The 13,851-nt window shown below is 73.4% G+C and carries 9 protein-coding genes; 6 read left to right on the top strand and 3 right to left on the bottom strand.

The genetic code is table 11. The features are described 5' to 3' along the window. Positions 1 to 12: 12 nt before the first annotated feature. On the bottom strand, positions 13 to 1,566 hold the full coding sequence (locus ACYVM4_RS00780; RefSeq protein ID WP_460667341.1) for a leucyl aminopeptidase: 1,554 nt from the start codon (positions 1,564 to 1,566) through the stop codon (positions 13 to 15). Positions 1,567 to 1,839: 273 nt separating this feature from the next. Here ACYVM4_RS00780 and ACYVM4_RS00775 point away from each other — a divergent pair, with 273 nt between their 5' ends. From ACYVM4_RS00775 to ACYVM4_RS00760, 4 genes are all read left to right on the top strand, one after another. Then, complete coding sequence (locus ACYVM4_RS00775; protein WP_460667340.1) at positions 1,840 to 2,757, top strand: proteasome assembly chaperone family protein; 918 nt, start codon at positions 1,840 to 1,842, stop codon at positions 2,755 to 2,757. Between the two features lie 92 nt (positions 2,758 to 2,849). Further along, positions 2,850 to 4,145 (top strand): MFS transporter, encoded by a 1,296-nt coding sequence (locus ACYVM4_RS00770; RefSeq protein WP_460667339.1) that lies wholly within the window; start codon positions 2,850 to 2,852, stop codon positions 4,143 to 4,145. A gap of 119 nt (positions 4,146 to 4,264) precedes the next feature. Beyond that, positions 4,265 to 5,680, top strand: coding sequence for a DUF4192 family protein (locus tag ACYVM4_RS00765; protein ID WP_460667338.1), 1,416 nt, complete (start codon positions 4,265 to 4,267; stop codon positions 5,678 to 5,680). Between the two features lie 187 nt (positions 5,681 to 5,867). Further along, positions 5,868 to 7,364: an RNA polymerase sigma factor gene (locus ACYVM4_RS00760; protein ID WP_460667337.1), complete on the top strand. Its 1,497-nt coding sequence runs from the start codon at positions 5,868 to 5,870 to the stop codon at positions 7,362 to 7,364. A gap of 218 nt (positions 7,365 to 7,582) precedes the next feature. On the opposite strand, the gene ACYVM4_RS00755 is transcribed toward ACYVM4_RS00760, so the two are convergent. Continuing rightward, the gene (locus ACYVM4_RS00755; protein ID WP_017834164.1) at positions 7,583 to 7,783 is read right to left on the bottom strand and encodes a DUF7455 domain-containing protein; all 201 of its coding nucleotides are present in this window, start codon (positions 7,781 to 7,783) and stop codon (positions 7,583 to 7,585) included. A 266-nt stretch (positions 7,784 to 8,049) separates the two neighbouring features. Here ACYVM4_RS00755 and ACYVM4_RS00750 point away from each other — a divergent pair, with 266 nt between their 5' ends. Together ACYVM4_RS00750 and ACYVM4_RS00745 are read left to right on the top strand one after the other, a co-directional pair. Beyond that, on the top strand, positions 8,050 to 10,158 hold the full coding sequence (locus ACYVM4_RS00750; protein WP_368821217.1) for a DNA gyrase/topoisomerase IV subunit B: 2,109 nt from the start codon (positions 8,050 to 8,052) through the stop codon (positions 10,156 to 10,158). Positions 10,159 to 10,251: 93 nt separating this feature from the next. Next, a complete protein-coding gene (locus ACYVM4_RS00745) occupies positions 10,252 to 11,304 on the top strand; it encodes a malate dehydrogenase (protein WP_460667336.1) in 1,053 nt (350 codons plus the stop codon). Between the two features lie 3 nt (positions 11,305 to 11,307). Here the strand turns inward: ACYVM4_RS00745 and ACYVM4_RS00740 are convergent, their stop codons facing one another. Beyond that, a complete protein-coding gene (locus tag ACYVM4_RS00740) occupies positions 11,308 to 13,809 on the bottom strand; it encodes a DNA gyrase/topoisomerase IV subunit A (protein ID WP_460667335.1) in 2,502 nt (833 codons plus the stop codon). Positions 13,810 to 13,851 lie beyond the last annotated feature (42 nt).

Below are 13,851 nucleotides of genomic sequence, written 5' to 3'. Positions count from 1 at the left end.
TGTCGCGGGAGCTCAGCCGCGCTCGGCGACGGCGTCCTCGAGCAGCCGCACGAGCGTGCGCACGCCCGCGCCCGTGCCCTCCGTCGGGGTGTAGCCGTAGGGCGATCCCTCGTTGAAGGAGGGGCCGGCGATGTCCACGTGCGCCCACGGCACCCGTGCCCCGTCGTCGCCGCCGACGAACTCGCGCAGGAAGATCCCGGCGACGAGCATCCCGCCGTTCTTGTCCCCGATGTTCTTGAGGTCGGCGACTTTCGAGTCCAGGGACGGGCGCAGGTGCTCGGGCAGCGGCATGGGCCAACCGTCCTCGCCGGCGCCGCGGGCGGCCTCGGCCACGGCGGTGCGCAGTGCCTCGTCGCCCATGACGCCGAACGTCCGCGCGCCGAGGGCCACCATCTGCGCGCCGGTCAGCGTGGCGATGTCGACGACGGCGTCGGGGCCCTCCTCGCACGCGGCCACGAGGCCGTCGGCCAGCACGAGGCGCCCCTCGGCGTCGGTGTTGAGCACCTCGACGGTGCGGCCGCCGCGGATGGTGATGACGTCTCCGGGGCGGGTGGCCGTGGACGAGGGCAGGTTCTCGGCCAGGCACAGCCACCCGGTGACCCTCACGGGCAGGCCCAGCTCGGCGGCGGTGAGGACGGTGGCGAGGACGGCGGCGGCGCCGGCCATGTCCGACTTCATGGTCATCATCGAGGCCGGGGGCTTGAGGGAGAGCCCGCCCGAGTCGAACGTGATGCCCTTGCCCACGTAGGCGTAGTGCTTCGTGGCGCGCGCCGGGGCGTACTCCAGCTTCACGAGGCGCGGGCCGTGCACGGATCCCTGGCCCACGCCCAGGAGCCCTCCGTAGCCGCCCTTGGCGAGCTCCTTGTCGGCGAGCACGGTCACCGACACCTTGGTGCCCTTGGCGGCCTGGCGGGCGTAGTCCGCGACGGCTTCCGGGTACATGACGTTGGGGGAGAGGTCCACGAGGGTGCGGGCCGCGCGGACGCCCCGGCCGAGGGCGGAGGCGCGGTCGAGGCACCGGCTCAGCGCGGCGCGCGCCACGCCGGGGGCGTGCACGACGGCGGAGGCGAGCGGGGCCTGCACGGACCCGGCGGTCGCCGCGCGCTGGTGGGCGAAGGCGAAGGCGCCGAGGGCGGCGCCCTCGGCGACCGCGGCGGCGTCCTGCTCGGAGTCCACGGGCAGGGCGAGCACCGCGGAGTCGGTCCCGGCGAGCCGTCGCACGGCCGCTCCGGCGGCCCGGCGCAGCGACTCGGCGCGCTCGGCGGAGTCCTCGGGCAGGAGACCGACCCCGGTGAGGACCACCACGGTGAAGGGCAGCCCGGTCGGGGCCGGCACCACGGTCACCTCGTCGGCGGATCCCTTCACGCGCAGCGCGGCCGCGGCGTCCACCACGGGGGCGAGCCTGCGCTGCTCCCCGGCGGGGAGCAGGACACGGCCCGAGCCGTCGCCCTCCCGCCCCTTCTCCACGCCGAGCACCAGCGCGTGGGCCGGCGTCCGGCCCAGGGTCTTGTGCGTGGCGGTGAGCTCGATGCCCCGGGGTTCGAGCAGGTCCTGTACGTCGGGCATGGATCGTCCTTTCGCTGAGGTCGGGACCGGCGGGGCAGGTCCGCTCCCGGCGGCCCGGCCCGGCCGGCGGGCGTGCTGTCGATCCTATCCCCGTGGGTCCGCGCCGCCGGGGCTCGGACCCACGGGGCGCGCCGTGGCGGTGCGGCGCCTGACCGGCGGGGAATAAGGGGGTGCCCGCGGGCGGTTGACATGATCCGGGCGCGCCGACGGCGGCGTGCTCCCACCGGCCGCCCCACGGACGCCCGGAACCGACCCACCCCAGGAGGAAGAGCTGTGCTGGACCCCACCTCGCTGTACCTGAGCAATCCCGCTCTGCTCGAGGACGCCCGGGTTCGTGGCCTGCCGCTGATCGTCGCCCTGTCCGGCTACGCGGAGGCGGGGCACGTGGCCGTGCAGATCGAGCACACCATCACGGAGGCCCTCCCGCACGAGGTCGTGGCCCGTTTCGACCTGGACCAGCTCTACGACTACCGTGCCCGCCGCCCGCGCGTGAGCTTCGTGGAGGACCACTTCGAGGGCTTCCAGACCCCGGAGCTGTCCCTCCGGCTGGTCACGGACGGCCTGGGGCGCAGCTTCGCGCTGCTGACGGGCCCCGAGCCGGACCTGCAGTGGAACCGGTTCACGGAGGCCGTCGTGGGCCTGGCCCGGCGGATGGACGTGTCCCTCGTCGCCATCGTCTCGGGGATCCCCATGCCCGTCCCGCACACCCGTCCGTTCATCGTCTCGGTGCACGGCAACCGGGCCGACCTGCTGCCTGCCGAGCACGCGTGGAAGCCGGTCGTGGAGATGAGCTCGTCGGCCGCGCAGCTGCTGGAGATCCGCCTGGGCGAGGCGGGGATCGACAACATCGGCTTCACCGTCCACGTCCCGCAGTACCTGGCCGAGGCGCACCTGCCGCACGCCGCCGTGGCCGCCCTCGAGCACATCAGCGCCGTGACCTCGCTGACCCTGCCCTCGGACGAGCTGCGCGAGGCGGCTCGCGAGATCGAGCGCCAGATCGACCAGCAGGTGGGTGCGTCGCCCGAGGTGCAGGCGGTCGTGGCAGGCCTGGAACAGCGCTACGATGACGTCGTCGACGCCTCGGCTCCGCGCTCCCTGCTGGTGGGGGACGAGTCCGAGCTCCCCGACGCCGACGAGATCGGCGCCGCGGCCGAGGCCTTCCTGGCCGCCCAGGAGGACGAGCAGGACTGAGCCCGGCCGGCGCGCGGGGCGGTCCGGCGTCGTCCCGGGCGGCCCCGCCGTCCCGGGTCCCCGCCGGGACCCGTCCCCCGAGAGCGAAGTGCATGCCGTCCGACCGGTACCGGGTCCACGAGCCCGGCAAGGACTCCCGCCGCGCCCACCTGGTCTTCGCGATCGGCACCTTCGCCTACTTCAGCGCCGTGGCCCAGCGCACCAGTTTCGGCGTCGCCTCGGTCGACGCGGCCGAGCGCTTCGGCACCGCCGCCTCGGCGCTGTCGATGTTCTCGCTCATGCAGGTCCTCGTCTACGCGGCGCTGCAGATCCCCGTGGGCGTGCTCGTGGACCGGTACGGCTCCCGCGTCATGGTCGCCGCCGGGGCACTGCTCATGGCGGTCGGGCAGGTCCAGCTGGCCCTGGCTGACACGGTCGGCGAGGGCGTGGCGGGCCGCGTGCTCGTGGGCGCGGGGGACGCGACCACCTTCGTGTGCGTGATGCGCCTGATCCCCGCCTGGTTCTCCGCGCTGCGCGTGCCGCCGCTGACCCAGTTCCTGGGGGTCGTCGGCAACCTCGGCCAGCTCGTCTCCGTCATCCCGTTCGCCTGGCTGCTCGAGCTGACCGGGTGGTTCCCGTCCTTCGTGGCGCTGGCCTCCCTCGCCCTGCTCGCCGCCGTGCTCGCCGCGGCCCTGCTGCGCAACGCACCCGCCGGGGTGGAGGTGCTTAACCGTGAGCTGGGCCTGCGGCGGACCGCCCAGGTGCTCCGGGAGAGCGTCGCCGAGCCCGGGACCCGGCTCGGCTTCTGGGTGCACTTCACCACCCAGTTCGCGGGCAACACGTTCGTGCTCATGTGGGGCTACCCCTATCTCGAGTACGCCCAGGACCTGTCGGACACCACGATCTCCCTGGTGATGACCTCCTTCGTGCTGACCAACCTGGCCGTGGCCCTCGGCCTCGGCGGTCTCTCCGCACGCCGCCCGCACCGCCGCGTCCGGCTGTCCCTGGGGGTCACGGCCGTGATCTTCGCGGCGTGGACCGTCCTGCTGGTCTGGCCGGGGACGGCTCCCGTCCCGGTCGTGCTGGCCGCCGTGTGCGTCATCGCGATCAGCATGCCGGCCTCGATGATCGCCTTCGACATCACCCGCAGCTTCAACCCGGCCCGGCGCTCGGGCACCGCCACGGGGATCGTCAACGTGGGCGGTTTCACCGCCTCGGTGCTGGCCATCTTCGTCACCGGCTTCGTGCTCGACGTGCTGCACGCCGGGGGCTTCCGCGACGAGCTGTATGCCCCCGACGCGTTCCGGATCGCGATCGCGGCGCAGTTCCTGGTCGCGGCGGCGGGCGCCGTGGGCGTGCTGGCCACCGCCCGGCGGGTGCGCCGGCAGCACGGGCACGACGCCGCCTGACCGGCCCCGCGGTCCATCGGCACTGCACCGCGCCGGGCACCGGGTCCCGGCGCCGCCGGCGGTCCACAGGTCGGGCCCGGGCCGGCGCCCCCGGCCACGGGAGTGTCCAGGCTGGGCGCATGAGACAGCACCCCGCCCGAGATCCCTTCGTCCCCGTCGTCCGGTGCGCGGCCGACCTGCTCGCCGTCGTGCCGCACACGCTCGGCTACTGGCCCGCCGACTCCCTCGTCCTGTTCGCCGCCGGCGGCGGGTCGGCGGGGGCGTGCGTGCGCGTGGACCTGCCGGACGGCCCGTCCGGCGGAGACCTCGAGGAGGCCTTCGTCACCGAGCTCGCCGAGCTCGTGGGCCACGACGCCCTGAGCGACCGGGTCTTCGTGATCGTGTACACGTCGCCGTCTTCCGGGGACCCGCCCGGCACGCCGGTTCCGCCCGGCGGGGTGGACCGTGTGCTCGCCGTCGTGGACGAGGCCGCGCGGCGCGCGGGGCGGGCCGTGGCGGCGCGTTGGATCGTGGCCGGCGACCGCTGGTGGCCGGCCGGGGAGCCGGCCGACGTCCAGGACGTCGCCCGCATCGAGGACAGCGTCGTCAACGCCGCGCTCGTGGCCTCGGGCAGCTCCTACGCGGCCGCCCCGCGGCTCGCCATGGACCACGAGTATGGGGCGCTGCCCGCCGGCACCGACCGTGGCACCGGGCGCGCCGCGATCCGCTGGGCCCGGGCCGGGGAGGGCGCGTGGCACCACCTCGACCGCCTCGGGCCTGCACTGTCCGCCTGGGCCGACGTCCTCGCCGCGGTCCTGGGCTCGCCCGCTGGACCGGTGCCCGCCGCGCTGGGTCTCGACGACGAGCTGCTCGGCTTCCTGGCCTCGAGCCTGACGGACCCCGTGCTCGCCGACCTGCTCCTCGCGGCCTGCGCCACGGACGACCTGGACGGCGTCCTCGCGGCCGCCGCGATGTGGGCCGAGCTGTGCGACGACGTCGACGACCAGGAGGACGGCCCTGGTGCCGAGGGCGTCCCGATCGGTCCCACCCGCGCACCGGTCCCCCCGGGCGTCCCGCCGGTGCCGCCGCGGCCGCCGGCCGGTCCTGGCGGCGGCCGGCCCGGCCGGGCTGCCGCCCCGGTGCCCGCGCCCGACGCGGGGGAGCTGGTCCGGTTCTCCCGCGTGCTCTCCGGTGAGTGGGCGGAGACCCCGCACTGGTCGCTGCTCGACACCCTCTACCGGGTGCTGCAGGTGCTCAGCTGGCTCCTGGAGCCCACGGAGGCGGGTGCGGGGCCGGGTGTGCGGCCGGCCGGGGGATCGGCCAAGGACGCCGGGGCGGACGACGAGGCGCGGGGGCGCGCCGTGCTCGCGGGTGTGCTCGTCGAGCTCGCGCAGCTCAACCGGTTCCGGGCGCGCGGTTCCCACACCGCGCACTTCGTGCGCCGCGCCACCGCCCTGGTCCCCGGCCACCCGCCCGCGCTGCGCGTGCTGCGCCTGGCCGACGCCCGGCCCGTGCCCCTGTGGGCCCGGGACCGTGCCACCGCCTGGCACTCCTGAGCCGCGGGTCCCGAGCTTTTTCGGTTCCGTCCGGCCGGGCGGGAACAAATCCCGCCCACGGGTGGTTCCGGCAGTCAGGACCCTTCAAGCCCGCCGCGCCGGACACTGCCCGGCGCACGGACTTGACAGGGTCATAGGCGTGTTGCCCCGAGGGCGGACGCCGTGACCGCTCAACGAAAGGCTCTCAGTGTCACCTGCCGCCAGCAACAAGACGACGGACACCGCCGCCGAGACCCCGGGCACCGGGGACGCTCGGTCGCCGTCCGGCACCACGGGCACGTCGCCGCGGGCGAAGACCGCCGCTGCGAAGTCGACCGCGACCAAGAAGACCGTGGCCGCGAAGAAGACCACGGCGGCGAAGTCCACCGCCGCGAAGTCCACCGCGCCCAAGAGCGCCACCGGGGCCGCCTCCACGAAGTCCACGGCCGGCAGGTCGACCGCGACCCGGACCGCCGCGAGCAAGCCCCCGGCCGCGCCGAAGGCCACGGGCCGCCAGAAGGCGGCGGCTCCGACGGACAAGGACGCCCTGGACGTCGTCGGGGAGCCCGAGGAGGACGTCGTCGTCACCGACGACGCCGACATCGAGTCCGCCCTGACCGACGAGGCCGGGGTGATCGACCCCGAGGTGGACGAGGACGCCGAGGCGGAGGAGGAGGCCGCGCCCGAGGACGCGCCCGCCGCTCCCGCGCCCAAGGACGAGAAGACCTCAGGCTTCGTCATCACCAACAACGACGACGACGACGCCCCGGCCCAGCAGGTCGTCTCCGCCGGGGCCACGGCCGACCCGGTCAAGGACTACCTGAAGCAGATCGGCAAGGTCGCGCTGCTGAACGCGGAGCAGGAGGTGGACCTGGCGCTGCGCATCGAGGCCGGCCTGTACGCGGAGCACAAGCTCGCGGACGGGAAGGACTCCCTGGACCCGCAGACCCGCAAGGAGCTGCGCTGGGTCGTCCACGACGGCAAGCGCGCCAAGAACCACCTGCTCGAGGCGAACCTGCGCCTGGTCGTCTCGCTGGCGAAGCGCTACACCGGTCGCGGCATGCTCTTCCTGGACCTCATCCAGGAGGGCAACCTCGGCCTGATCCGCGCGGTCGAGAAGTTCGACTACACCAAGGGCTTCAAGTTCTCCACGTACGCCACGTGGTGGATCCGCCAGGCCATCACCCGGGCCATGGCCGACCAGGCCCGCACCATCCGCATCCCGGTGCACATGGTCGAGGTCATCAACAAGCTGGCCCGCGTCCAGCGCCAGATGTTGCAGGACCTCGGCCGGGAGCCCACCCCGGAGGAGCTGGCCAACGAGCTCGACATGACGCCCGAGAAGGTCGTCGAGGTGCAGAAGTACGGCCGCGAGCCGATCTCCCTGCACACCCCGCTGGGCGAGGACGGCGACTCCGAGTTCGGCGACCTGATCGAGGACTCGGAGGCCGTGGTCCCCGCGGACGCCGTGAGCTTCACGCTCCTGCAGGAGCAGCTGCACTCGGTCCTGGACACCCTCTCCGAACGGGAGGCGGGGGTCGTGGCGATGCGCTTCGGCCTGACGGACGGCCAGCCCAAGACGCTCGACGAGATCGGCAAGGTCTACGGCGTGACGCGGGAGCGCATCCGGCAGATAGAGTCCAAGACGATGTCCAAGCTGCGCCACCCGTCCCGTTCGCAGGTGCTGCGCGACTACCTCGACTGATCCGCCGGTCCCGCGCCCGGACACCGTCCGGGCGCGGGACGCCCACGACGACGGTCAGGACCTGGTCCGTGCACCGCTGCGGTCGCGGCGCCGTTCCCGGTCGGACGACCGGTGACGTGCCCCGTTCCGGTGACCGGGTCGCGGAGCGGGCACACAGGAGGGCCCCGACACCAGGTGTCGGGGCCCTCCTGTGTGCCCGGCTGCTGCGGGCGTCCCGGTCAGGAACCGATGCGCTCGGTCTCGTCCTGCCAGGTGGCGGCCAGCGGCCGCAGCTTCTGCTCGTTTTTGCGCGCGTGGTGAGCGCAGAACAGCAGCTCACCGCCCGTCGACTCGAGGATCACTCGGACGTAGGCCTGGGCGCCGCACGCGTCGCAGCGGTCGGTCGCATTGAGCTCTCGGCTCTCCAATGTTGCGTTCACGGGATCCTCCTCCTGGGTCGTACGCGTTGCACGGGGCACGGGGCCGCCGGTGCGGGTACCCGGGGTCTCGTGGACGCATCGGGGTACTGCTATATACAACCACGACCCTCGGACAAACGATTCCGGCGGGGGCTGTTTTTCGCCCCGGGCGTAGGTCGCGGCGCCGGGCGGCGGGCCGACGCCGTGACCTGTGCCCGGGCCTGCGGTGTCCGCCGCCCCGACTACAGTGGTGGGGAATCCCGCCGTCCCCCAGGAGTCGTATCCCCGTGACACCGTCCCGTTCCGAGTACAACGCCCGCCACCTCTCGGTCCTCGAGGGCCTCGAAGCCGTCCGGAAGCGGCCGGGCATGTACATCGGCTCCACCGACTCCCGCGGGCTCATGCACTGCATGTGGGAGATCATCGACAACTCCGTGGACGAGGCCCTCGCCGGCTTCGGCCACCAGATCACGGTGGTCCTGCACGCCGACGGCGCCGTGGAGGTCCACGACGACGGCCGCGGCATCCCCATCGACCTCGAGCCGCGCACCGGGCTGACCGGCGTGGAGGTCGTCTTCACCAAGCTGCACGCCGGCGGGAAGTTCGGCGGCGGCTCCTACAGCGCCTCCGGGGGCCTGCACGGCGTGGGCGCCTCCGTGGTCAACGCGCTCTCCGCACGCCTGGACGTGCAGGTGGACCGCGGCGGGAAAACCTACCAGATGTCCTTCCGGCACGGGGAGCCGGGACGCTTCGTCGACCAGGGCAGGCCCTCCCCCCACGCCCGGTTCGAGCCCTTCGTGGAGGGCTCGGTGCTCGACGTCGTCGGCAAGGCCAAGCGCGGGGTCACCGGCACGCGGATCCGGTACTGGGCGGACGAGCAGATCTTCACGACGGACGCGAAGTTCAGCTACGAGGAGCTCGCCAAGCGCGCCCGCCAGACCTCGTTCCTGATCCCGGGGCTGCGCATCACCGTGCGCGACCAGCGGGGCCTGCCCGGCACGCCGGGGGAGTTCGGGACCCACGAGGAGGTGTTCCAGCACGACGGCGGGATCTCCGAGTTCGTGGAGTACCTCGCCGCCGACAGCTCGGTCACCGACGTGTGGCGCTTCCAGGGCGAGGGCCGCTTCAAGGAGAACGTCCCGGTCCTGGACGAGAACGGCCGCTCCAAGCTCACGGAGCTGGACCGCACGTGCGAGGTCGACGTCGCCCTGCGCTGGGGCATCGGCTACGACACGTCCCTGCGCTCGTTCGTGAACATCATCGCGACCCCCAAGGGCGGCACCCACCAGGCCGGTTTCGAGGCGGCCCTGCTGAAGACGTTCCGGAAGCAGATCGAGGCCAACGCCCGCAAGCTCAAAGCCGGCAGCGACAAGATCGAGAAGGACGACGTCCTCGCCGGTCTCACGGCCGTGCTCACCGTGCGGCTGGCCGAGCCGCAGTTCGAGGGCCAGACCAAGGAGGTCCTGGGCACCCCGGCCGTGCGCCAGATCGTGAGCCGGGTCATCGAGAAGGAGCTGACCGCCAAGCTCACGTCCACTGGCCGCCACGACAAGCAGCAGGCCGGCCAGCTGCTGGAGAAGGTCGTGGCGGAGATGAAGTCCCGCATCTCCGCGCGGGTGCACAAGGAGACCCAGCGGCGCAAGAACGCCCTGGAGACCTCCTCGATGCCGGCCAAGCTCGTCGAGTGCCGCTCGAACGACGTGGAGCGCTCCGAGCTGTTCATCGTGGAGGGCGACTCCGCCCTCGGCACGGCCCGGCTGGCCCGGTCCTCCAACTACCAGGCGCTGCTGCCGATCCGCGGCAAGATCCTCAACGTGCAGAAGGCGTCCATCACGGACATGCTCGCCAACACGGAGTGCGCCGCCCTCATCCAGGTCATCGGCGCCGGCTCGGGGCGCACCTTCGACCTGACGGCCGCCCGCTACGGCAAGATCATCATGATGACGGACGCCGACGTCGACGGCGCGCACATCCGCACCCTGCTGCTCACGCTGTTCTACCGCTACATGCGTCCCCTCGTGGAGGCCGGACGGGTCTACGCGGCGGTGCCGCCGCTGCACCGGGTGGAGGTCGTCAACGCGGGCAGTGCGGCCAACGAGATGGTCTACACGTACTCCGAGCGGGAGCTCGCGGACCTGCTCGCGCGGCTCGAGGCGGAGGGGCGGCGGTACAAGGAGCCCATCCAGCGCTACAAGGGTCTCGGCGAGATGGACGCGGACCAGCTCGCGGAGACGACCATGGACGTCCGGCACCGGATGCTGCGCCGGATCCGGGTCGAGGACGCCGAGGCCGCCGAGCACGCCTTCTCCCTGCTCATGGGCTCCGAGGTGGCCCCGCGCAAGGACTTCATCATCGAGGGCGCCACGCAGCTGGACCAGGAGCGCATCGACGCCTGACCGCACCAGGGCCTGCCGCGCCGGGGGCCGGTGCCGCGGCCCGGCCGCTACGCTGGGCAGGGACGAGCGACCGTCCCCGAGGAAGGACCCCGCATGACCGCCACCGGCCCGCACACCCCGTCCCCCGCCCCCGGCCGGCCCCGGCCGGTCACCGTCACCGTGACCGGTGCCGCGGGCCAGATCGGCTACGCCACCGTCTTCCGGGCCGCGGCGGGTGACCTCCTCGGGGCCGGCACTCCTGTCCGCCTGCACCTGCTCGAGCTCCCGCAGGCGCGGCGGGCCGCGGAGGGCACGGCCCTGGAGCTGCAGGACGGGGCGTTCCCGCTGCTCGACGGCGTGGAGGTGTTCGAGGACGCCGACGCGGCCTTCGAGGGCGCCTCGGTGGGACTGCTCATCGGGGCCCGCCCCCGGTCCCAGGGCATGGAGCGCGCCGATCTGCTGGAGGCCAACGCCGGGATCTTCTCGGTCCAGGGGCGGGCCGTCAACCGTGGAGCGGCCGAGGACTTCCGGGCCGTGGTGGTCGGCAACCCCGCCAACACCAACGCCTACATCGCCGCCTCGCACGCCCCGGACGTCCCGCGCGAGCGGTTCACCGCCCTGACCCGGCTCGACCACCACCGCGCGATCGCCCAGCTCGCCGCGGCGACCGGGACGCGCGTCGACGAGATCGAGGGCGTCGCCGTGTGGGGCAACCACTCCGCGAGCCAGTACCCGGACCTGACCCACGCCACGGTCGGGGGCCGGCCGGCGCTCGAGGTGCTGGCGGGGAAGGGGCACGACCTCGCCTGGGTGGACGGCACCTTCATCCCCCGGGTGGCGCGCCGCGGCGCGGAGATCATCGACGTGCGCGGCGGCTCGTCGGTGGCCTCGGCGGCCCACGCGGCCCTCTGCCACGTCCGCGACTGGGTCCGGGGCACCGCCGAGGGCACGTGGACGTCCATGGCGGTCGCCTCCGACGGGTCCTACGGCGTGCCGGAGGGGCTCGTCAGCTCGTTCCCGGTCGTCTGCCGGGACGGCCGGGCCCGGATCGTCCCCGACCTGGAGCTGGACGAGTTCTCCCGCACCCGCATCGACCGCTCCGTCCGTGAGCTGGAGGACGAGCGGGCGGCGGTGGAGCAGATGGGGCTGCTCGGGCCCCGCCGCTGAGCCTCAGCCGTAGGCCGGGCCCACCGCGTCGATCACCTGGTCCGTGGGCACGCCCGAGCCGTCCCGGCGACCGTGCTCGGTGGGCAGGGCCCGGGCCACGCCCGAGGCCGAGACGGCCTTGGCCGGTCCGTGCCCCACCCAGGCCAGGGCCAGTCCCGTCTCCCCCTTCAGGAAGCGGTGCGCGCGCACTCCGCCGGTGGCCCTCCCCTTGGGCGGGTACTCCGAGAACGGGGTGACCTTCACGGAGTACTGCGACATGCCGGGCAGCACCTCGTCGGCGCGGGCGAGGGTCACGACCACGGGCGTCTCGTCCGCGGCGCGCACGGCCCCGAAGAACACCACGGCGTCCCCCGGGACCAGCTTGACCCCGGCGACGCCGCCGGCGGTGCGGCCCTGGGGGCGCACCGCACCGGCGTCGAAGTGCAGCAGCTTGCCGTCCCTGGTGACGAACACCAGCTCGTCCTCCGTGGCGGCGGACTCGGCGAGACCGACCACCTCGTCGCCGTCCTTGAGCGCGATGACCTCCCAGTCCTCGCGGTTGAGGGGATACTCGGGGCTGACCCGCTTGACCACGCCGTTGCGGGTGCCCAGGGCGAGCACGGCGTTGAGCGGCGCGAGCCCCACGAGCCGCTCCCCGCGGCCGAGGGTGAGGAAGTCCTTGACCGGGACGCCGTCGCCCAGCTTCGGGGTGCCCTCGTAGGCGGTCAGCACGGGCACGTCCATCACCTGGACGCGCAGCATGCGCCCGGTCGAGGTGACCGCCCCGATCTCCCCGCGGGCGGTGGCCCGCACCGAGGAGACCAGGGCGTCGTGCTTGATCCGCCGCGGCGGGTCCACCATCGGGACCTGGGAGGGCGTGCGGGCGAGCTGGCCCGAGGTGGACAGGAAGACCCAGCACGGGTCGTCGGCGATCTCGAGGGCGAGCCCGCCCGCCGGGGTCCTCCCCGGAGCGGGGGCCGCCGCGGCGGCCGCGGCCGCCGGCAGGGCCTCGGACTCGAGCAGCTCGGTGCGCCGGTCGTCGCCGTGGGTCTCTGCGGTCTCCGCGAGCTCCGCGGAGACCAGGGCCCGCAGCCGGGAGTCGGAGGCGAGGGTCTCCTCGAGCTCGGCGATCTCCCGGCGCAGCTCCTCCTGTTCCTTCTCGAGCTCGATCCTCGAGTACTTGGTCAGCTGCCGCAGGCGCAGCTCGAGGATGTGGTCGGCCTGCACGCGGCTGAGGTCGTACACGGCCATGAGCCGCTCCCGGGCCACGGCGGTCTCGTCGGAGGAGCGGATGATCTGGATGACCTCGTCGATGTCGACGATCGCCACGAGCAGGCCCTCGACCAGGTGCAGGCGGTCGCGCCGCCTGCCCAGGCGGAAGCCGGTGCGCCGCCGGACCACCGACAGCCGGTGCTCCACGTAGACCCGCAGCAGCTCGAGGAGGCCCATGGTGCGGGGCCGCCCGTCCACGAGCGCCACGTTGTTGATCCCGAAGGAGTCCTCCATGGGCGTGTACTTGTAGAGCTGCTGGAGGACGGCCTGCGGGTTGAAGCCGTTCTTGATCTCGATGACGAGCCGCAGACCGTTCTTGCGGTCGGTGAGGTCCACGACGTCGGAGACGCCCTGCACCTTCTTGGCCTGCGCCGCCTCCTTGATCTTCTCGGTGACCTTCTCAGGCCCCACCATGTAGGGCAGCTGGGTGACGACGATGCCCTGCTTGCGGGGGGACACCTGCTCGATCGACACCTTCGCGCGGGTCTTGAAGGAGCCCCGCCCGGTCCGGTACGCGTCCCGGATCCCGTCGAGGCCCACGATCCGCCCGCCCGAGGGCAGGTCCGGGCCCGGGACGAAGCGCATGAGCTCCTCGAGCGTCGCCTCGGGGTGCTCCACGAGGTGGCGGGCGCCCGCGACGACCTCCCGCAGGTTGTGCGGGACCATGTTCGTGGCCATGCCCACCGCGATGCCGGAGGAGCCGTTGACCAGCAGGTTGGGGAACGCCGCGGGCAGGACCCCCGGCTGGGTGAACTGGTTGTCGTAGTTGGGCACGAAGTCGACGACGTCCTCGTCGAGGTCGGCCGTCAGCGCCAGGGCGGCCGGGGCCATCCGGGCCTCGGTGTAGCGGGAGGCCGCGGGGCCGTCGTCGAGGGAGCCGAAGTTCCCGTGCCCGTCCACGAGCGGCAGGCGCATCGCGAAGGACTGGGCGAGGCGGACCATCGCGTCGTAGATGGCGGAGTCGCCGTGCGGGTGCAGCTTGCCCATCACCTCGCCCACGACGCGCGCGCTCTTGACGTGGCCGCGGTCCGGGCGCAGGCCCATCTGGTTCATCATGAACAGGATGCGGCGCTGCACGGGCTTGAGCCCGTCCCGGGCGTCCGGCAGGGCGCGGGAGTAGATCACGGAGTACGAGTACTCGAGGAAGCTCGTCTCCATCTCGGAGGTCACGTCGATGTCGACGATGTTCTCCCGGAAGTCGGCGGGCAGCTCGTCCTCGGCGGACGGGCGGGAGGGCGCACGGCGGCGTGCCATCACAGCGGGGGGTCCTTCGGTCGTGGGTCGGTCCGGGGCGGG

It is taken from the genome of Kocuria himachalensis, from assembly GCF_054784195.1.
This window is presented reverse-complemented; position numbering and strand designations above follow the sequence as displayed.